The 21,041-nt window shown below is 70.9% G+C and carries 13 protein-coding genes; all 13 read right to left on the bottom strand.

Features of this window, described 5'->3' with window-relative positions:
* Window positions 1-25: 25 nt before the first annotated feature.
* Window positions 26-1,291, bottom strand: a complete 1,266-nt coding sequence (locus tag MBELCI_RS11880; protein WP_021694460.1) for a GumC domain-containing protein — start codon at window positions 1,289-1,291, stop codon at window positions 26-28.
* Between the two features lie 74 nt (window positions 1,292-1,365).
* Window positions 1,366-6,711 carry a MupA/Atu3671 family FMN-dependent luciferase-like monooxygenase gene (locus MBELCI_RS11875; protein WP_021694459.1) on the bottom strand — a complete coding sequence of 1,782 codons (5,346 nt, stop codon included), beginning with the start codon at window positions 6,709-6,711 and terminating at the stop codon, window positions 1,366-1,368.
* Window positions 6,708-7,688, bottom strand: a complete 981-nt coding sequence (locus tag MBELCI_RS11870; RefSeq protein ID WP_021694458.1) for a glycosyltransferase family 2 protein — start codon at window positions 7,686-7,688, stop codon at window positions 6,708-6,710. The genes MBELCI_RS11875 and MBELCI_RS11870 overlap by 4 nt, the downstream gene beginning before the upstream one ends.
* Window positions 7,689-7,694: 6 nt before the next feature.
* Window positions 7,695-8,936 (bottom strand): thioesterase domain-containing protein, encoded by a 1,242-nt coding sequence (locus MBELCI_RS21695; RefSeq protein ID WP_235047625.1) that lies wholly within the window; start codon window positions 8,934-8,936, stop codon window positions 7,695-7,697.
* On the bottom strand, window positions 8,933-9,382 hold the full coding sequence (locus MBELCI_RS21690; protein WP_235047627.1) for a polyketide synthase dehydratase domain-containing protein: 450 nt from the start codon (window positions 9,380-9,382) through the stop codon (window positions 8,933-8,935). Before MBELCI_RS21690 ends, MBELCI_RS21695 begins: the two co-directional genes overlap by 4 nt.
* Window positions 9,304-14,013 (bottom strand): type I polyketide synthase, encoded by a 4,710-nt coding sequence (locus MBELCI_RS11865; RefSeq protein WP_021694456.1) that lies wholly within the window; start codon window positions 14,011-14,013, stop codon window positions 9,304-9,306. Before MBELCI_RS11865 ends, MBELCI_RS21690 begins: the two co-directional genes overlap by 79 nt.
* An 89-nt stretch (window positions 14,014-14,102) precedes the next feature.
* Window positions 14,103-14,999 carry an oligosaccharide flippase family protein gene (locus MBELCI_RS11860; protein WP_369385450.1) on the bottom strand — a complete coding sequence of 299 codons (897 nt, stop codon included), beginning with the start codon at window positions 14,997-14,999 and terminating at the stop codon, window positions 14,103-14,105.
* Window positions 14,999-15,472 carry an oligosaccharide flippase family protein gene (locus MBELCI_RS22595; protein WP_369385449.1) on the bottom strand — a complete coding sequence of 158 codons (474 nt, stop codon included), beginning with the start codon at window positions 15,470-15,472 and terminating at the stop codon, window positions 14,999-15,001. The genes MBELCI_RS11860 and MBELCI_RS22595 overlap by 1 nt, the downstream gene beginning before the upstream one ends.
* Complete coding sequence (locus MBELCI_RS11855; RefSeq protein WP_021694454.1) at window positions 15,469-16,326, bottom strand: glycosyltransferase; 858 nt, start codon at window positions 16,324-16,326, stop codon at window positions 15,469-15,471. The genes MBELCI_RS22595 and MBELCI_RS11855 overlap by 4 nt, the downstream gene beginning before the upstream one ends.
* A complete protein-coding gene (locus MBELCI_RS19395) occupies window positions 16,323-17,117 on the bottom strand; it encodes a hypothetical protein (protein WP_021694453.1) in 795 nt (264 codons plus the stop codon). Before MBELCI_RS19395 ends, MBELCI_RS11855 begins: the two co-directional genes overlap by 4 nt.
* Window positions 17,114-18,259: a hypothetical protein gene (locus MBELCI_RS19390; protein WP_021694452.1), complete on the bottom strand. Its 1,146-nt coding sequence runs from the start codon at window positions 18,257-18,259 to the stop codon at window positions 17,114-17,116. Before MBELCI_RS19390 ends, MBELCI_RS19395 begins: the two co-directional genes overlap by 4 nt.
* The gene (locus tag MBELCI_RS11845) at window positions 18,256-19,659 is read right to left on the bottom strand and encodes an O-antigen ligase family protein (protein WP_021694451.1); all 1,404 of its coding nucleotides are present in this window, start codon (window positions 19,657-19,659) and stop codon (window positions 18,256-18,258) included. Before MBELCI_RS11845 ends, MBELCI_RS19390 begins: the two co-directional genes overlap by 4 nt.
* A 139-nt stretch (window positions 19,660-19,798) precedes the next feature.
* Window positions 19,799-20,527, bottom strand: a complete 729-nt coding sequence (locus tag MBELCI_RS11840) for a sugar transferase (RefSeq protein ID WP_021694450.1) — start codon at window positions 20,525-20,527, stop codon at window positions 19,799-19,801.
* Between the last annotated feature and the right edge of the window lie 514 nt (window positions 20,528-21,041).

The following is a 21,041-nucleotide window of genomic DNA, read 5'->3' as shown; positions in this document are numbered from 1 at the left end:
CCGGCTTTTCGGCCGAACGTTCAGGTCAGGCGGCGGGCCGCCGCCAAAAGCCGCGCAACCGCCGCACTCGCTCCCACTGGCGCGAAAAGGTCTGCGCCTCGCGGCGTCGCGCCTGCCGCGCCCGACGGCGCGCCTGTCGACGGTCGATCTCGGGGATCACCACCACCGCGCGCACGCCCAAGGCTCGCTCGAGCTGCGCCGCGGTGCGGATCTGCGGGTTCACCACTTCGAGTGACAGCGCCAGAGCCAGAGCCGCGAGCAGCACGCCCAGCCCGCCCGCCGCCGCGATCTTGCTGCGCGACGACGATGAGGCGTAATCGGGCGGCACCGCCTCTTCGAGGATCTCGAAACGCGTGGTCTCGTCGCGGCTTTCGAGAAGCTGTGCCATCGCCGCCTCCGTGCGCCGGTCCGTCACCGCCGCCAGCGCCTGCTGAAGCTGATCGCGGCGGCGCGCGAACTCGTTGTAGCGCCGCTCGGTCTCGGGTGCCGCGGCAAGCGCGGCCTCGATGCTCTGGATGTTGTCGGAGATCAGCTGCCGCTGCTGTTCGAGCAGGGACCGGCGCCGCGCCGTCTCGTCGTCGCGCAACCGGTCCGAGCTGGTCTCGAAGGCGATGACCTGCTGTTCGAGGTCGATCCGCTGGGCCACGAGCCGGGACAGTTGATCGCGCTGCACCGCCACGCTGGAGGGGAGCGACTGGAAGTTCTCCTCCTGAAACCGCGCGAATTCGGCCTCCAAGGCGGACAGTTCGCCTTCGAGGCGCGACTCCTCGGCCTCGAAGAAAGCCAGCGTGCGTTCGGTGCGCCCCTCGCGGCGGCTTTGCGCCGCCGTGACGATTTCGTCGAGAAGCGCGTTGGCGAGATCGGCGGCGACCTGCCGCTCACCGACCTCGACGGTGATCGACAGCCCCGACGGCACGGTTTCGGGCCGCCAGGCCAGCGCCGGATCGACCAGCTTGGTGATCTCGATCGCGTCGCGCATCTGGGCCAGCCGTTCGGAGGGCGGCAATTCGGCAAACAGGCCGAACCTCTCGGCCAGCGCCAGAAGCCGGTCGCGTGCCATGATCTTCTGTTCGATGAGGTCGAGCTGAGTGTCCGCGATCGCGGCGGCGTCGCCGCCCGCATCGACCAGCGGCGTCTCGATCTGGATCACCGCCGTCGCCTCGAAAGAGGGTGGCCGGGTCAGGGCGAACCATAGCACGAAGGGAATCCCGAGCGCGCAGACCAGCACGATGGCCCAAGCCCGGCGGCGCAGCGCCCCGCGCAGATCGCGCAGCGAGGAAAGATATTCCATCAACGACTCCCGTTGCGCGCCAGTGGCCGCCGCCATCCGCGCCGGTCCCATCGCCGCCACACCCACGCCATAATCTAGCGCATCCCGGACCGGCTGACCATGCCGGTCGAGGCAGGCAACTCAGTGTTGCGCGGCTTGAAACCGGGACCGGTGGCGCAAGGGACGTCCGGCGCGTCGATCGCCACGACAAGACGCGCGCCGATAACGGCCCAGCGTCCACGCAGCACAGTGCCCACTGCATAGGGCCCGACGGTCTGCCGCAACCGCGCCGCGATGTCGTTCCCGGCAATTTCGATCCGCATGGCGTCGAACCCCAGCACGCGGCCCGTCGCCGGAAACTGCGCCTTGTAGGCGGCCTCCTTGGCGGCAAAAACCAGCCCGGCGACACGGCCCTGATCGAACCCCGGCACAGGCTGGCCAATCTCATCCGCATCGGCGATCTCGTCCCAGATCGCGGACTCGAGCGGTGTCGCGGACGCGATGTCGATGCCGAGCGCCCTGCCGCCGCGGCGTACCGCCGCGACGGCGAGGGTCGCGTCATGGCTGATGCTGCCGGAGAGCCCGTGGGGCCAGAGGGGTGAGCGGTCGGGCCGCATGGGGATGGCGCAGGCAGGCAGGCCCAGCCTGCGCATCGCCCTGCGCGCCGCCTCGCGCCCGGCGGCGAACTCGGCGCGGCGCGCGGGGACGGCGCGCGCCATGGCCGGGCGCTCTGCCGCTGCGAGCGGCCCGCCCTGCCCCATCGGCACCGCGCAGACCGCCACGCCCGGCCCGCACAGCGCCTCGATCCGGGCCGATATCTCAGACATGGCCACCGCGCCGGGCCCGCAGGCGCGTCGGCGTGCCATGATCTCGTCGCGCGGCCCGGCGGCGGCGGGCGGCACTATGGGGGCTGGCCCCGACGCCGATTCCGGTCTTAGTTCGGCCTCGATCCGCGCCGCAAGGTCGGACAGGCGCGGCAAACCGAAGATGTCCGCGATCTGCAGCCCGGCGACGCCGAGCCGGTCGCGGATCTCGCGATGGGCGCGCACCGCGAGGAGCGAGTGTCCGCCGAGATCGAAGAAGCTGTCATCCGGACCGATTTCCCGCGCACCCAGAAGCTCGCGCCAGATCGCCACGATGGCCGGTGCCACAGTCCCGGCCCCGGCCCTAGCCCCGGCGGGAACCACGGGGGCCGCCGGAGCGGGTTCCGCACGCGGGGCCATGACCGACGCGCCGCGCCGCGCAGGTGGCGGCGGCATCGCCGCGCGGTCGGTCTTGCGGTTGGGGGTCAGCGGAAAGCGCGACAACGCGACGATCCGGGCGGGCACCATGATCGCGGGCAGCCGCGCCGACAGCGCCGCGCGCAGCGCCGCCTCGTCGATCGGGGCTTCGGTTTCGAGATAGGCCACGAGTCGCGCGTCGCCGGGGCTGTCCTCACGCCGCGTGACCACGCAAGGCCCGAGGCCCGACACCGCGTCGAGCGCCGCTTCGATCTCGCCCAGCTCGATCCGGTGGCCGCGCAGCTTCACCTGCCCGTCGGCGCGACCGATATATTCGAGCATGCCATCCGCACGCCAGCGTGCGAGATCGCCGGTGCGGTAGATCCGGTCGCCTTGTCGGAACGGATCGGGGAGAAACCGCTCAGCCGTCATCTCTGGCCGCGCCCAGTAGCCGCGCGCCACCCCTGCCCCGCCGATCCACAGCTCGCCCTCGGCCCCCACCGGAAGCGGCGTCATCGCATTGTCCAGCACATAGGTGCGGGTGTTGAGGATCGGCGTGCCGATCACCGACGCCGGGGTGTGAGACGTCACCGTCCGGGTGGTCGACCAGATCGTGGTCTCGGTCGGGCCGTACATGTTCTCGAGATGGCCGACACCGGCGGCGCGCAGATCCTCGGCCAGCGCGGCAGGCAAAGCCTCTCCGCCCAGCATGAGCCGCGACAGCCCGCCCAGCGCCTTGCGGCTGACCTCATCGGCCACCAGCATCCGCGCCATTGAGGGGGTGCATTGCAGATGCGTCACGCCGTGGCGCCGGATCTGCGCCGCGATCGAGGCGTCATCCGCGGCGGGGGCGGCGGGGGCGACCGGCAGCGCATCAACCAGCGCCGCCAAGCGCGGCAACCCCGCCAGCACGCCCTCGGGTGCGATGCCGAAATCGATGAGGCAGGCGATCTCGTCAGCCCCCGCCGCGCGCAATTCCGCCAGCCGCGCCGCGCCGTCGTCGATCGTGCCGAACAGGCCCTGCGCCTCGAAGTAACGTTCGAAGGCGTGATCGAGCACCGCCTCCATCTCCTCGGGGGTCAGCGCGTCGGGGTCGACCGCCCCCTCGGCGTCGCGCCCGAGCGCGGGAAAGGTCGCCGCGTGATCGGCGATGAGGCCGGCGGCGGAGCGCAGATAAGCCTTCATTGGCCCGCGTGCGATCTTGCGCGCGACCTCGCGGCTCTCGTCGAGATAGGCGTGCAGCATCACCGTCACCCGGAACGCCGCCGGATCGTGCCCCGCCTCGACCAGCGCCGCGCGCCAACCGGCGATGCGGGCGCGCAGATCCTCGATGCTTTGCCCCAGAAGATGGGTCAGCACGTTGGCCCCGATGCGCCCCGCCTCGCGCCAGCTCTCGGGATTGCCCGCGACGGTGAGCCATAATGGCAGCTCCGCGCTCACCGGGCGGGGCCGTGTCATCACCTGCTGCAGGCTGCCATCGGTGCGCGGGAACGCCACGGCCTCGCCACGCCAGAGCCTGCGCACCGCGTCGATGCCGTCGCGCAGCGCGGCGCGGTTGTCGGGCGGCGCGTTTTCGGGGCGCAGCACGAAATCGTCCGGCTGCCAGCCCGCTGCCATCGCCAGCCCCGCGCGTCCGCCCGATAGCCGGTCGACCACGGCCCAATCTTCGGCAATGCGCGCCGGATGATGCAGCGGCGCGACGCAGCTTCCCGCCCGGATCGCCACGCGCGAGGTGACGGCGGCGATGGCGGCCCCGGTCACGGCCGGGTTGGGATAGGCCGCGCCGAAGCCGTGGAAATGCCGCTCGGGCATCCAGACCGCTTCGAAGCCATGCGCATCGGCAAAGCGCGCGCCCTCCGTCAGCAGCCCATAATCGCCCATGTCGCTGTCCTCGCAACCCCAGTAGAACAGGCTGAGCGCGGGGCCCGCCTCGGTTGCCTGCGCGCCTGCGGAGGTGAGCAGGCGCTCGGCCTCGCCCTGGATCACCACCGTCAGCCCGCGCGACAGGGTCCAGAACAGCTCGAGCGCCGAGATGTCGAAGGAGATCGACGTTACCGCCAGCAGCACGTCGCCGGGGGCATGCGGCACCCGTGCATCCATCGCCGCGAAGAAGTTCATCACGTGACGATGCTCGATCATCACCCCCTTGGGGCGGCCGGTCGAGCCCGAGGTGAAGATCAGATAGGCCAGATCCTCTGGCGCGGCGCGCGGGGCGAGAGGCGCAGGCGATGCGCGGGCGATGCGCGGATCGTCCAGCCGCATCACAGGTGCGTCCCCCGCCGGTCCCCCACCGTCGCTGATTACGAGGCTTGCGCCGCTGTCTTCGAGATAGAGCGCCAGCCGTTCCGGTGGATAGGACGGGTCGAGCGGCACATAGGCCGCGCCGGCCTTGAGCACCGCGAGGGCCGCGACCATCATGCCCGCCGAGCGGCGCAGATGCAGGCCCACGCGCTGACCCGGTCCGACACCCATTTCGCACAGCACCCGCGCCATGCGGTTGGCACGGGCGTCAAGTTCGGCATGGCTCAGGCGCTCTTCGCCCCAGATCAGGGCGGTGGCGTCGGGGTCGCGCACGGCTCGGTGCGAGATGGCGGCGTCGATGGTGCCCTCGGGGGTCGGGCCGTCCGTGGCGTTCCACGCTTCGACCACGAGATGCCGCTCGGCGGCGCCGAGCGCGGGAAGGTCCGACAGGGCCGTGCCGGGCCGCGCCGCATCGGCCTCAAGGAGGGCGTCGAGACGCTCCGCCAGAAGATCGAGTGCGCCGGGCATCAGCCCCGTAGGCGCGGCGATGAGCCGTCCGGCCTCGGGGTCGAGCGCGATCATGGCCCCTTGGGGACAGGCGGACCCCAGCGCCAAGGCAGGCATCGCGGGGGGTGCGGTCCCCAGCCGGGCGGGCAGATCGGCGGCAAAACCGCCCTGCTCCCGCAGCTTTGCGCAACGCGCGCCGATCCGGGTCGCCAGCGCCGCCAGATCCTCTTGCGGATCAGTTTCCACGCGCAGCGGCACCCAATCCGACAGATGCCCGGCCGCGGGTTCGGCCTCGCGCGGCAACATGAGGGCGATATCTGTCGCGCCACCCGCCAGACGCGCCGCCAGAAGCGCCCATGCGGCGATGCGGCGTTCGGGCGCGTATCCGGGCCTGAGTGCGCGGCTGTCGCCTGGGCCGTCAGGCCCGCCGCCTTGCGGCCCGGTCCCGCCGGTCAGCCCCACGAGCCGAACCGGCCGCAGTGTCTCGAGCCGGGATCGCCAAGCGGGCTCGGCGCGCGCCGTCTGCGCCATGCGCCGCGTCAGAGCGTCGGCCGTGCCGGTCTCTGGCAGCCGCTCTCCGGCCGTGGGCAGAACCTCCTGCGGGCAGGCCGAACCATCGGGACGGCGCAGGCCGGACAGGCGCAACACCCCATCCTCGAATACCAGGTCGATGGCCTGGGGTGACACCGCCCGCAACGTGCCCGGCGGCTCGGAGGACATCTCGGACACCCGAGCCGCCTCCAGCGCGTCGGCCCGTGTCACCAGCACGGGGCCGCGCGGGCCTGCGATCTTGGGGCAGCACATCGGGTTGGGATGCGCCCCGTGATCAAGCGCGCGCACCAGCCGCAAGGCCGCCGCCATCGTTCCGCGCCCGTCGATCAGCGCATCTGCCGGTGGCCGGTCGGCGGCGAAGTGGCATCGTCCGGGCCCACCCGTCTGCGGACGGCGGCGCAGCCCGCTTCGGAGTTGCTCGAACAGGTCGGGCAGGCTGTCGATCGCGGCGGCGAAGCACAGCGCGTTGAGGCCATGCGCGGTCGTCTCCGGCGGAATGTCGAACCCGCGCTGCACGAGAATGTCGCCCGCATCGACCTCGGGCGTCATCAGATGCCATGTCACGGCATGCCGGCGCGCCCCGTCGAGCAGCGCCCAGACCGGCGCGTTGCGCCCCGCCCGGTCGGGCAGCGGTCCGTCGTGGAAGTTGATTGCCCCGCGCGTGAACCGCCCCAGCAGGTCGGCGGGCAGCAGGTCGAGATTGCCCGCGCTGACGAGCCAGTCGATCCCACCGGGCAGGTCGGACAGCCGTTCAGACAGCTGTTCGGGTTCGAGTAGCGCGATGCCCTGTTCGGCGGCAAGCGCGCGCAACGGGGCAAAGCGGGTGACGACCAGCGACAACCGCAGCCCCGCCTCCTGCGCCATGCGCGCCGTCTCGAGCGTCAGGGCGCTGTCGCCGATCAAGGCGAGCGTCACGCTCATGCCGTGTGGCCCTTGGGGCGGCGCGCCAGGCGTGATGGCCGGTACTGGCGCAGCTCAAAGCGCGCCATGTCGCGCAGAAAGCGCGGCGGATCGCCCGGCGCGCGGCGCATGACGAGGCAGCGCAGCCGGTGCAGCCCGCCCGCCCCCATATGCAGCGCCGTCGCCGTGGCAGCACCCAGCGCGCCGTAATGCTTGCGGAAGTAGTGGCGGCGCGAGGCGTACCAGTAATCGGGCACGCGGCGCCATTCGCCCATGCCGGTCGAGACCGAACCAATGTGCTGCACCACGCTCTCCCGCACGAAATGCGTCTCGGACCCGGCCTGCCGGGCGCGGCGGCACAGGTCTGTTTCCTCGAAATAGAGAAAGAAGGTCTCGTCGAAGCCGCCGATCGCGTCGAGCAGTTCGCCTCGGATCATCAGGCTCGCCCCGATCACCCAATCGACCGGTCCCGTCCGCTCCGGCGTCTCCATCCAGACGCTGTGGTCCGACAGCAGCCGCGTCACCGGACCAAAACGCATCGGCCCCTCGATCTCGGAGAGAAGCGATGGAAACCGGAAGGCCGCCATATGCTCCGTCCCGTCGAGATCCTCGATCAGGCTTCCGGCGAGACCGGCGGCGGGATGCGCCTGCATATGCGCCAGAAGGGCCGTGATCGCGGTCCGTGCCGGAAAAGCGTCGGAGTTCAAAACATAGACGAAATCCGCGCGCCCGCCGCCCGGCAGTCCGGCCCGGATGCCCACGTTGTTGCCTGCGCCAAAGCCACCATTGTGCCCCGACTGCATCACCCGCACGCGCGGCGCCCAGCCCTGCGCCTTCACCGCCGCGCGCAGCATCGCCTCCGAGCCGTCGCCGGAATCATTGTCGACGACCACGATGCCGCCCTCGATGCCCTGCATCGCCGCGAGGGCGCTTTGGGTGGCGCGCAGCGTCATCTCCGGCGTGCGCCAGTTCAGGATCACCGTCAGCAGGCTGCTCATGCGTGTTCACTCCGCGGCATGAAGTTCCGTCGTCCCGACCCCGGCTTCGAACGCCTCGATCCGGGCCAGCATCCGCGCCGCCAGCGTCTCGGCCTCGAGGTTTTCCACCATGCTGATGTGATCGCCCGGCACCTCGACCACCTCCATGGCAGGAGCCCAAGCGCGCCAGCCATTGTCCTCGAACACGTAATGCCGATCCTCATTGACAAGCCGCCCGCTCGCAAGGCGCCAGCGCCCTTCGAGGGGCGGGCGGAACAGCGTCATCGGCCCTGACCAGCGGCGCAGGTCATAAGTGGCGCAGGCCGTGTAGAAGGCGGTTTCCATCACGATGTCCACCGGGTTCGCCGTCGGCTGCGCCGCGGCGCGGCCATAGCGGCGGCGGTCGATCTCCCAGCGCAGCCGCCGCTTGAGCCAGAGCAGCGGATAGCCCGGCCCGGCCCGGCGCAACTCGATCGCCTGTATCGCCAGCCGGTCGCGCCGGGTCAGCGCCGGACGCACCGGCAGCGGCGTGTCGAGCAGCATCAGGTTCGCCACCTTCTCCCCGGCCTGCGTGAGCTGCCGCGCCATTTCGAGTGCGATGAGCCCGCCGCCGGAATACCCCGCGAGCATCCAGGGCCCGCCCGGATGCACGCGGCGCATCTCGGCGAGATTATCGCGCGCGGCCTCCTCGAAGCCTTGGTGCGGCGCCGCGCCACCCGCCAGCCCCCGCGCCTGAAGCCCCCAGACCGGCCGGTCGCGGCCGAGATGCCCGGCCAGATGGCGCAGGTTCATGACATTGCCGAACATGCCCGCCGCGATGAAGAGCGGCGTCGCCGCGCCCCCGACGCTTAGTGGCACGAGATGCACCGGTTCGTCACCGGTGGAACCGAGATGGGGCGCGTTCTGCTCGGAGGGCGTCTTCGGCGGCGGCGCGGAGCCCCCTGCGGGGGGGTTCGCGTCTAGCCGCGCCGCGAGGCTGCGGATCGTCGGCCGTTCGAACAGGACCGAGATCGGCAGCGCCGTGCCGGTTTCGCGACGGATCGCCGCGAAGAGCCGCAACGCGATCAGCGAATGCCCCCCGAGATCGAAGAAGCTGTCGTCGGGTCCGACCCCTTCGACACCGAGCAGCGCGGTCCATTGCCCGGCAAGCCAGGCCTCTGTCGCGGTCTCGAACCCTTCGGCGGGGGCCGCGGGCGTCGCTTCCACCGGGGCGGCGGGGCGGATCGCGGCGGCCGCGGCAATCAGGTCGGGCAGCGGCTGCGCCGTCATCGCGACCTGCGGCAGGCCCGCCCCCATCGCGGCGAGAAAGGCGGCCCCACCCTCAGTACGGCGAATGCGTGACGGCGCGTCTCCCGGAGCAGTGCCTGTTGCGCGGTGGCGGGCGGGCCCTCCTGCCCGGTCCCGCGCGGGGGCGCGCCGAACGCCATACCCTGCGGCAGGAGGCGCAGCTCGAAACCCGAGACCTCGACACAGATTTGACCCTTGGGCGAGCAGAGTACCAGATCGAACCAAGCGACCCCTTTCTGCTGCCGCACGAGCCGCGCATGGCTCAGGATCTCGGAGGGCAGAGGCGCATGAATCCGCAGCTCCGCATAGCCTGCGGGCACCCACAGGTGGACCGGGTCGTATCCCTCGATCAAGCCGATGGCCCAGCCCGTGGCGATGTCGAGTAACCCGGGATGCAGCACAAGGCCGCCCTGCGCGCCGGCGGGCAGGCGCAGCCGAGCCAGACCCTCACCCGCCCCCTGTCGCTTTCGCCGGTCACCTGCCATTGCGCACCGAAATCGAGATGCGCGGCCTGCGGCAACACCAGCGGCACAGGCGCTGGCAGCCGGGCCATGAGGCCTTGCGGGTCGAATGGCGGGGCCGCCAAGGGGGCGGAGCCGAGGCGACAGGTCGAGACAGGCGCGAAACCCGCGCCCGGCGGCGCGGCTTCGATCTCCACCGGACCGAAGGGCGTACCCGACCCCAGCCGCGCCCGCACACGGGTCGTGCCGCCATCGGGGGTATGCAGCGGCGCGAGAAAACGCAGATCGTGCAGCGTGAACGGCACGAAGCCGTTCGGCCCGGCGATCTCGGCCATCATCTCGGCATAGCCTGTGCCGGGCAGCAGCGCATCGCCCGCCCGCGTGCGGTGCTGGTCGAGAAACCAGCGCCCGTCGGGGGACCAGCGGGCGGTGAAGAGCGCCGCTTCGTCGGTAGCGCCGTCTTGGGAGCGTCGATCGAGCATCGGCAGCGACAGCTCGGTGCCCTGCCCCTCTGCTTCCTCGGCTTCGTCGCCCTCCGTCGAGGCCGCCATGCCGGTGTTCGACCAGATGCCCCAGTCGATCGCCACCACCCGCGTGGCCCCGCCCTTGCGCGACCATGCATAGGCGTCGAGCGCCGCGTTGGCGGCGACGTAATCGGCCTGCCCCGCGGGGGTGGTCCAGCCCGAACTTGACGCGCAAAGCGCCATCCAATCGAGCCGCCCGTCAGGAAACAGCGCGTCGAGCACCATCAGGCCGCGCAGCTTGGGCGCGATCACCGCCTCGGCGGCGCGCGGATCGCGGCCCAGCACCGGCGCGTCGTCGAGCCGTCCGGCGGCATGGATCACGCCGCTGAGCGGACCGAGTTCGGCCTCGGCGGCGGCGACGGCATCGCGCATCCGGTCAGGGTCGGTCACATCGGCGCGCAGCACCATGACCCGGCCCCCCAAAGCCTCAAGCCGCAACAACGCGCGCAGCACCGGCAGGGACCCGTCCTCGCCACCGGCGGCGACGAGGCCCGGCCAGTCGGCACGCGGCGGCAGAGCCCGGCGCGAGACCAGCGCCACCACGGCGCCCCAGTCGCGGATCAAGGTTTCGGCCAGCGTCAGGCCGATGCCGCCAAGACCCCCGGTGATCAGGACCGGCCCGCCCCGGCGCAGCGGCATGTCCGGCGCGGTGGGAAGTGACGCGCGCCGCACGCCGCGCTGACGCCGCACCCCGTCGCGCCACGCCACGGGGGCGGGATCGGGTGGCGAAAGCGCCTCTTCCAGAACCGCCTCGACTTGCGCGGCGCGGTCGGCGCGGCGCGGCGCGGCGAGGTCGAGCCGCGACAGGCCGATGCCGGGCAGCTCGCGCGGGATCACCATGGCCGGTCCGTCAAGCGTCGCCTTGGCCGGATCGGGCCGGTCCTTCGGTTGCACTGCATGGGCCTCGCTGCTCACCGCCAGAAGCCGCAGCGGCCGGTCGCCCTGCGCCGCGTGCCAGCCGCGCGCCAGATGCATGATGCTGTGATAGCCGCGATCGAGCATCGCTTGCAGGTGATGCGCCGCCTGCGCCTCTCTGGCGGCGGTCACGGTCCACAGGTGGATCGCGCGCTCGGGCAGCAGATCGGCCTCGGCCAGCTGTTCCAGCAGCCATGCATGGGCCGCCTCGCCCGCCTCGGGCCGGATGGTCCAGTCCGCCGGGCCGGTCTGCGCCTCGCGCGGGCCGGGGGTCACGGTGGCCACGGCATGGCCCGCCGCGCGCAGGCGCGCCACCAGCGCGGCCCCGAGCCCCATCGCGTCGCGGAACACGAGCCAGGTTCCGTCGGGCTGCGCCGCGAGATCGCCTCCGGCCTCGAACGTCCCTTCGGGATAGCGGCGTGGCCAGTCGGGCCGCCAGGCCCAGCGCGCGATGTCCGCCTCGCGCTCGGGCGGAGCGAGCAGGGCCGGATCGGCGGCGCGGCGTGGGGGAGGGGCGATGAAATGGCGCGACTCCTCAAAAACCGTTCCCGGCAGCGGCACCTTGCGGCGGCCTGCCCCCGAGAGCTGCGCCTCGTCGAACCGCCCGCCCATGGCCCAGAGCCGTCCGAGCGCCATGATCATGTGCCGGTCGTCGTCGTTCGGATCGGCTGCGGGCCGCAACCCCGCCAGAGAACGGCCCGGTCCGATGCCGGGCTGCTGTGTCGCAAAGGAACCGAGACTGGTGCCCGGCCCCATCTCCACGAAGATCCGCGCCCCCGCTCCGAGCCCGTGCAGCGCCGCATCGAAATCGACCGTATGGCGCAGATGCCCGGCCCAGTAGCCCGGATCGGTGGCCTCGGCGGCGCTGAGCTCGCGGCCGCTACGGCTCGACACCACCGGGATCCGTGGCGGTGACAGGCGAAGGTTTTGCAGATGCGACAGAAAGCGCGGCAGGATCGGATCGAGCAGGCGGCTATGCGCGGCGACCTCTATCGGAATGCGGCGGCTGTCGACGCCGCGCGCGGCGAGACGCTCGGCCAGCGCCTCGACCGCCTCGACCGGGCCGGAGGCGACGCAGAGTTCGGGCGCGTTGATCGTCGCGAGGTCGAGATCACGGCCCAATTCGGCGCGCAGCGCATCGGCGGGCATCCCCACCGAAAGCATCGCACCGGGCGCGGTCTGCTCGAACAATTCGCCGCGCAGCCGCACCAGCCCGAGCGCGTCCTCGAAGGACATGATCCCCGCCAGCACCGCGGCGGCGTTCTCGCCCATCGAATGCCCGATCAGCCGCGCGGGCCGCACGCCCCAGCCGATCCAGAGCTGCGCCAACGCATGCTCGATGATCAGCAGAAGGGGCAACTGCAGCGAGGGGCGGCGCAGTTTCGCGGCCGCGTCCGCCTCGTCCTCCGGTGCCGGGTTCCAGAGGGCGCGCAGATCTTTTCCGGCGACCCCCATCGCGGCAAAGCCGTGGTCGATCCAGTCGCGGAACACGGGCTCGGTCTCGTAGAGATCGCAGCCCATGCCGGGCTGTTGCGCGCCGCCGCCCGGAAACAGGAACACCACCTCGGGGTCGCGCTGGGCCTGAAGCGTGGCGACGCGGCACGGGTCACGCCCATCGAGCAGATCGGCGGCCTCGGCATGGCTTTCGGCCAGAAGCACCCGGCGATGCGGCTGGGCGCGGCGGCCTTGGGCCAGCGTATAAGCGATGTCGGCGAGCGGGACCTCCGGATGCGACCGCAGATGGGCGGCAAGAGCGGCGGCGTTGGCATCGAGAGCGGCGCGCGAGCGGCCCGAGACACGGATCACCTCGAACGGCCAGTCGGCTTCGGCGGCGGCCTGCGGGGGGGCCTCTTCGAGCACCGCATGGGCGTTGGTGCCGCCGACCCCGAGCGAGTTCACCCCGGCGCGGCGCGGCGTAGCCCCATGCGGCCAGGGCGCTGTGGTCGCGGCGACCTCGAAGGGCGATCCCTCGAACGCGATCGCCGGGTTCGGGGCCTCGAAGCCGGGTGTGCCGGGGATCGTGCGGTGGTGCAGCGCCAGCGCCGCCTTGATCAGCGAGGCGGCGCCCGCGGCGGTATCGGTGTGACCGATGCCGGTCTTGACCGATCCGATCCGGCAGAACCCCCGCGCCTGCGTGGTCTCGCGGAAGGCCCGGGTCAGGGCCGCGACCTCGATCGGGTCGCCCAGCGCGGTGCCGGTGCCGTGGCATTCGACGAAACCGACGCTCTCGGCCCCGACGCCGGCCATGCGCAGCGCCGATGCCACCGCCGCGGCCTGCCCCTCGACCGATGGGGCCAGATAGCTCGCCTTGCGCGCGCCGTCATTGTTGATCGCCGTGCCGCGGATCACCGCCCAGACGTGATCCCCCGCAGCCAGCGCATCCTCGAGCCGCCGCAGCACCACCGCGGCGGCGCCCGAGCCGAACACCGTGCCGCCGGCGCGATGATCGAAGGCGCGGCACATGCCGTCACGCGCGAGGATCTCGCCCTCGCGCCACGCATAGCCCTGCCCCTGCGGCTGTTCGATGGTGGCACCCCCCGCGAGCGCCATATCGCAATCGCCGGTCAGCAGCGCCTGCACCGCCATGTGCACCGCCACGAGGGAGGTCGAGCAGGCGGTCTGCACCGAGATCGCGGGGCCGGTGAGGTCGAGCATGTGGCTCAGCCGCGTGGCGAGGAAATCCTTGTCGTTGCCGGTGTGGCGCAGCAGGAAGGCACCGGTCTCCTCGACCAGCCCGGCATGCCCCATCAGGTTGCGCATGTAGTAGTCATTGGGTCCGCAACCGGCATAGACCCCGATGGCACCATCGAAGCTCTCGGGCAGATGGCCCGCGTTTTCGAAGGCGCCCCATGCCGTGCGGATGAAACGGCGATGCTGGGGGTCCATGATCGCCGCTTCCTTGGGCGTCAGTCCGAAGAACCCCGCGTCGAACAGGTCGTGACCCTGGAGCGGCGCGCCGTAAGGCACGTAGTCGGGCCTGCGCGCGAGATCCTCGGGCACGCCGGCGCGCGTCAGTTCTTCGGGCGTCAGGCGACGGATCGCCGTGCGCCCTTCGGACAGCATGGCCCAAAAGGCGTCGAGGTCGGGCGCACCGGAAAGGTCCACCGCCATGCCGACGATGGCGATATCGCCTGCCCCAAGCTCGCTCGGCCCTGTCATGACGCCCCCTGCCTGCCTCGCACCGCCCTTCATAATAACCGGGGAATGCGGCGGTTTTTCGGCCCCGGCCCGGCACTGCTGCAACACGATCAAGCCGGTCCGATGGCCCCGAGCATCATCAGCGCGGACCAGTTCATAGCCAGACAGGTCGCCGTGACAAGGAGCCCCGCGCCCGCGAACACGAGATCGTGCAAGGGGTCCCATGCCCTTTCGCGCCGCGCGACCACGATGAGGATCGGATACGCCAGCAGCTGCGCCACCCCCTGCCCCAGTATCCCCCCCAGCAGCCCACCCCAAGCAAGCCCGAGCGCGAGCCCCGCCACCGTGAGCGCCGCGCGGGAAGCTTGAAGCGCGAAGAAGTTGCGCGTGCGCCCGGAGGCCAGCACGGCCTGATCGTAGGTCAACCCGATCAGCACCGGGATCTGCAGCACTGTGACCAGCACCACCACGCCGCCCGCCGCCGCGTAGCGACCGTCATACATGATGCCAATGAGCCAGTCGCCCATGAGCCCCAGCGCCGCCGTTGCCGCCAGCAGCCCCGACGTGGCCAGCAACCGCAGCCGCCGCAGACGGACGAAATTGGCCCGGCTTTCGAAGGGCGGGCTGTCGCGATAGACCGGGATCAGCACCCGGCGCGTTACCATCTGGCCCAGCATAATCGGGAATGTCGCGAGGAACAGGCCGATGTTGTAGACCCCGAAATCCGACATCGACAGGTAGCCGCCGATCAGCAGCCGGTCGCTCTGGCCCGCGGCAAAGCCCGCGACCGTGGACAGGAAGATCCATTTGCCGAACTGCACCAGCTCGCGCGCGGCCTCGGGTTCGAAACGCGGCCGGTTGCGGTGCCCTGGCAGGAAGAGGTTGAGATAGACGAGCTGCGCCAGCGCCCCCAAGAGGCCCGACACCACGAGCGCCCAGATCGACCCCCAGGCCCAGGCCAGCGCCAGTCCGAAGACGAGCTGCGTGGCTTGGGTGCCGAGCTCGATCAGCGTGACGCGGCCCGCGCGCAGATGCCGATGCGCCGTCTCGAGCCGGGTCGGTTGAACCCGTTGAGAACCAGCGAGAAGGCCGCCACCGACAGGTATTGCGTCAGCATAGGCTCATCGTACCAGACCGCCGCCGGCCCCGCGAGCGCCAGCGCCACGAGCCAGAGCCCGAAGCCCCGGCAGATCTGGATCGTCCAGGCGGTGTCGAGAAAGGCCGGATCGTCGCCGCGACGGCTTTGCATGATCGCGGGTGTGATGCCCACGTCGGAGAACATGTTGAGCCCCATCATCACGACCATGACGATGGCCATGACGCCGAAGGCCTCGGGAAACAGCAGCCGCGTCAGCAGCAGGTTCGAGCCGAGCCGCAGAACCTGGCTCATACCGAAGCCCGCGATGGTGATCCCGGCCGAGCGCAGCGCCCTGCTGCCGATCCCGTCGGACCGCAGCCGTCCCATCAGCGCCGCCGTCATCGGCCGCGGCTCCAGCTGTCGGGCGCGGGCCTCAACCTCACGCCCAGCGCCACGGTCCCGTAGACGGCGAACCCCAAAGGATCGCGCAGGGCCAGCCGCGCGGCACCGCGCGCGCCCAAGGGCGGCTTGCCCTCGCGCGCGAGCAGTTCGGGGTGCAGGCGCGCGATCTCGCGCATTCCGGCATCCTGCCGCCCGCGTACCCGCACCAGCGCCGCCAGCCCCTCGGCCACCGGCCAGTCATAGGGTTCCGGCACGGCGATCCGCTCCTGCGGGGCGAATTGCAGCCGCACGAAGCCGTCATCCGAGATGAGATCGGGAAACCGGCCCCAGCGGGCGCGGCCCGCCGGGTTCACCGCGAAGACGCCGCATCCCGGAACGCCATGGGTCATGAAGGGCAGCCGCGCCCAGAGCCGCGCATAGGCGCGCGCGACACCCCCCCGCCCGGTGATGCGGGGCCGTCCCCCGGCGTAGAGCGGCGCAGGCCCGTCGAGCGCGGCGTGCAGCCCGCCAAGCAGTCGCGGCGACACGGTGACATCGGCATCGAGGTAGACCCGGATCGCCTCTGACGGCAGATCCGCCTCCCCGGCGTTGAGCGCCGCGATCTTGGAGCCCTGCGCCAGCTCGATCACCCGCAGCGACCACCCCTTGCGCGCGAAGGCCTCTCCGAAGGCGCGGGCGCGGGCGGCCGTGGCGTCACGGCAGCCATTGGCGATGACGGTGACACCGACCGGCACCTGCTTTGACGTCGCACCCGTGGGGGTCAGGGCGACAAGCAGCGCGGAAAGGCAGCCGTCGATCAGAGCGGCCTCGTTGCTGGCGGGGATCAGGATCTGCATCGGCCTTGGCCCTGTCATCGAAGCGTCTCCGTCACGTTCAGGGCCCGGTCATCGGTGCCATAGGCGATTTCCTCGATACCGGCCAGCAGCAGCCGCGCGGCACCCGTGCCGATGGCGATCCGGTCGCCCTCAGGCACGATCGCCGCGCCGCGCAGCGCCTCGGGCAGCACCGCGCGGTCATGGCCCGGCCCGCCATCGACCCGGTCGCCGGGGCCGGCATGGATCTCGTCGTCACCGCCGCCGCCCAAGAGCAGATCCTCCTCCGGCGTACCCACCAACCGCTCGGCGGCCTCACCCCCCCCAAGGGTCACGCCGTCATCGAAGCTGCCCGGCGCACGGCGTTCCCAATCCGGCCCCGTCTCGTTGTAGCGCATCAGCGCATCCCAACGCGGCGTGGCGTCGTCGAGATGGCGCAGCGCGCCCCAGCTGCCCCAGCGCGAGGGGGCGGCGATGTCGAGATAGGCGGTGGCCTGCGTGCCGCCGACCCCGGCCCACCCGTCGAACAACGTCCCGACGATTTTGGCAACCTGCGGCGCATGCGACATTGTCGTGAGAAACCCGGTGATCGCCTCGTCCTCGCGCCCCGCCGCGCCCGCGACCATGTGCGGCCCGCCCTCATACATCACCAGCCGTAGCCCGTGCCGCGCCGCGACCCGCGCGTGATGCGGCCAGAGTCGATCGACCAGATCGGCGGCGTCGGCGCGCAGCGTCTCAAGCGCACGCTCCTCCGCCCGGCCCCGCGCGATGTCGCGGCGCAGCGCCTCCAGATTGTCGTCGCTGGCGACGTCGTGCCCGACATAGCCGGTCACCGCATAGGCATCGAAGCTCTCGGCCGGGGGCCGCGCGCCCGCGCCACGGCGAGCGGTGCCTCGAGCGCGGCTGTCTCGAGGCCGGGCCAGTCGGTCTGCACCCCGATCACCCGCACCAGCCGCGTCCCGGCCTGCGCACCGAAGGTCTCGGCCCAGAGGTCGGCCACCTGCGCCGCGCGCAGCCCGGCGAACTGCATCCACGCATCCTCTGTCGCCGCATCGCCCCACAGCGCGCGGGCCTGCGCCTCGGCCCAGCGCGCCTGTTCGAAGCCGAAGTTCCACAGCTCGTTCGACCACTCCGCATGAACCCTGAGCCGCGGATCGAGCGTGTCGCGCATCAGTCTGGCAAAGCCGCGCACGTAATCATCCTCGGCCAGATGCGGCAGCGTCACCCAGGGATCGGCGCCGATCTCGTTCGAGAGCCGGGCGAGCACTTCGGCGGGAACGCCTTCGGTCCAGCGTTGATCGCCCTCGCGCGGCCTCTCGGACCAGCGCCGTGCCTCCGCGCCGTTGGTCTCCATCCAATCCATGAAGCGCAAGAGCCGCAGCCCAGAGACCCGCGCGAGCCAGTCGGGGTTGAACAGCGCCCCCGCGGCGGCATGCGGCAGGCGGTCCTCGCGCACCACGGTGATGTCGCGCAGCGGATCGGCAGGGTCGATTCCGGTGACGTCGATCTCCACCGCCCCGGGACCGGGGACATAATCGAAGCGAATCTCGCCGCGCGCGCGCGACACCTCGCGCCCGCGCCCGCCGACCGCGATCCGGCCGCTCCCGGCGTGGCGCAACACGTAGCGCCCGGCCAGCGAGATCGCGGCCTCGGGCTGATCGGTCAGGATCAGCGTGCCGACGCGATCGACCGCCTCGGGGAGCGACAGCAGGTGGCCGCCGGCATCGACATGGTCTTCGGCCTGCAACGTCTCGGCCTCCACCCCACCCCAGCGGCCGGGCAGATGACCGATCCATGGGCGCGAGGTCTTCATCAGGTCGAGAAACGGCTGCTCGGTCGACCAGTCGGAGATGCCGGCGAGGTTCATCCCCAGCACCGGCGCGGCCCCGGCCGGACGGGACAAGGCCGACAAGAGTACGAGCATCAGCGCCAGAGCGAGGGGGCGCAGGCCGAGGGGGCGCACCGCACGGCTCACAGCACCGTCCGAATTGGGGCCGTGTCCATGGCCGGCCCACCGCTCTGGCGGGAGCGTTCGAGACGCGCACCGCGCATCTCCGTCAGCCCAAGCACCGCCCCCGCCCCGAGGAAAGTCAGTGGCGTCAGCGTCGCGTTGGGCAAAAGATCGACGAGATTCATCCCGAGGATCACCGCCAGCGTCACGCTGACGGGGGCCGGTGGCGCGCGCCCGGAGCGGGACCACAAAAGCAACACCGGAAAGGCGAGCAGGCTGAATTCAGCGAGGAAACCGACCCAGCCGAAGGTGCCGATCACCACCAGCCAGCGCCCGTCGGTGACGGTCAGTTCGCGCCCGCTTTGCGGATCGTAGATCTGGTTGCGGCCCCAGATGCCCCAGCCGAAGACCGGCCGTTCCCAAGCCCGTTCGAGCAATACGTCCTCGTTGTCGAAGCGAAACCCCATCGACTGCGCCCGATCGGGATCGACACTTTCGGCCCAGGCGAGGATCGCGTCCTGCGGCACCAGCTCCGCCCCCTTGAGCAGCGGATAACCCAGCGCCAGCGCCGCCATCGCCGCCGCGCCGAACAGCTGCACCCGGCGCGGCGTCAGCGCCAGAACCGGCACCAGCACGAGGGTATAGAGCAGCGCGGCGAGGGACTTGCACAGGACCAGCACGACACCGAGCCCCGCCGTCACGGCCCAGAGCCCGACCGCCTCACGGCCGCGCGCTTGCCGCGCGAGGCCCGTGGCGGCGAGCACGGCCATTGCCACGAAGATCGCGACCCAGAGCCCGTGATAGAGGAACACGATGGGCCGAAAGCCGTCACCGCGCACCATCTGGCTGAAACTGTGCTGAAAATAGCCATAGACCCAGATGTTGATCTGCGGGCTGAGGCGGATCTCGATCAGGATCGGCAAGGTGTAGGCCAGCGCGCCCAGCACCATCGCCCAAAGCAAGAGCCGGTGATCGCGAGCCTCGCGCAAGAACACCCGCGCCAGCAGAAAAGGCGCCACGAGCAAAGCCTGCAGGATCACCAGCCCCGGCACCTCGGCCAGTCGCAGCGCCGGTAGCTGCCTTGGCCCGTATCGCAGCGCGTCGTCGTTGCTGAGCACCGTCATCAGAGGCGACAGCAGGAACGCGACCAGTGCAATCCGTATCAGCGGGTGGCGCGGCACCAGCTCCGACAGGCGGACACGGCCCAGCGCCAGCGCCGTGAACAACACCGACAGGCTGGGGATCGTGTCCTTGTTGAGCGAGGGCAGAAGCGGCGGGTCGAATTCGGCGGGCAAAGGCGGCAGCAGCAGGTAACCCGCCAGCAGGCTGGCCAACAGCGCGCGCCCGGGGCTGAGCCGGCTGAACAGCGCGAGCGTGACCAGGGGCCAGATCAGCAGGGCGATCGAGGCGACGACGTTCGGCATGGAGGCCCCGTTCAGCGTTTCGCTTCGCACCCTGCCGCATTGAGGGGGCAAGGCGATGGCGGCCGGGTGGCGACGATCCGGCATGAACCGGATACCCCGTGTCGCGGCCTCCCGGCAAGTGAGCCCCGAGACGTCAGGGTCAGAGCCCCGTGCCGCGCATCACCACCCGAAGCGTCCGGCCGAGCACCCGCAGATCGGTCAGCGGCGACAGCGCATGATAATAGCTGCGATCATAGGCGGCACGCTGCACGAAGCTCGCCTCGTTGCGCACCGATGTCTGCCAGAAACCGGTGATGCCGGGCCGCATCGCGTAATATTCGGCGCCGGGGTAATAGCTCCGTTGCGAGGGCAGGAAGGGTCGCGGCCCTACGAGGGTCATGTCGCCGAGCAGCACGTTGAAAAATTGCGGCAGTTCGTCGAGCGAGCTGCGACGCAGGGCACGGCCGACGCGCGTGATCCTCGGGTCGCGGCGCAGCTTCTGATGATGCTCCCATTCGGCCCGATCCGCCGGGTTCGTGGCGAGGTGCCGTTCAAGCACGGCCTCGGCGTCGGGCACCATGGTGCGGATCTTGAACATGGTGAAACTGCGCCCGCCCAAACCTACGCGGCGCTGCGAATAGAAGGGGCGGCCACCATCGACGGCGACGACGAGGGCGATCAGCAGCACGACGAGCGTGATCGGCAGGATCACGAGCGATGTGACCAGCAGGTCGACACCGCGCTTGGCATGGCGACGATAGAACCCGTTCCAGCGGATCGCTCCCTGCCCCCCCGGCATGGCGGCCGCGCGGTCCCGCGCCAGCGCGGGGCGGCGCGCCTCGCCGCGGCGGTCATCGACCTCGCCTTCGATCGCCATGGTTCTGATCATCGAATCCCCGTCCCTTTCGCGCATCGCGGTCACTCTGGCCACCGGTCCGGGCCGATCCCGTGAACTTCGCCTGAGAACAAACCTATCTCCCCCACCATTCCGGTCAAAGCGCGGTCCTCGACGCGCGCTCCGAGACAGCCCGCAAATCGCCGCAATTTCGCCGGATTTCGGGCCCCGAGGCAGCGCCGCCATTCACAAACACGTGCGAAAATCCGCCCGGGTTGCACATGGTCGAGCAACGGCAAGGTCAGTTGTGCCGCACTGGCACCGGTTCGGAAACCGTACATATGCCTAAGAGATCAATGCGCTCCGAATGCGCCACCCGGCGACGTGAATATGGGCAGCATGAGGGCAGACAGATGGTGATGCGGCGGCGGCATGATGGTCCAAGAGGCGGAACGGCGGAAAATCACCCGAATTTTGGCAACATTACCAGCGCAACTGGCGGATTGTTGGGAAAATTTGCGGAGCGCGGCGTGATTTGTGATTCGGCGTGGCGCTGTTGCACATATCG

The sequence above is a fragment of the Limimaricola cinnabarinus LL-001 genome (assembly GCF_000466965.1).
Taxonomy (GTDB): domain Bacteria; phylum Pseudomonadota; class Alphaproteobacteria; order Rhodobacterales; family Rhodobacteraceae; genus Limimaricola; species Limimaricola cinnabarinus.
This window is presented reverse-complemented; position numbering and strand designations above follow the sequence as displayed.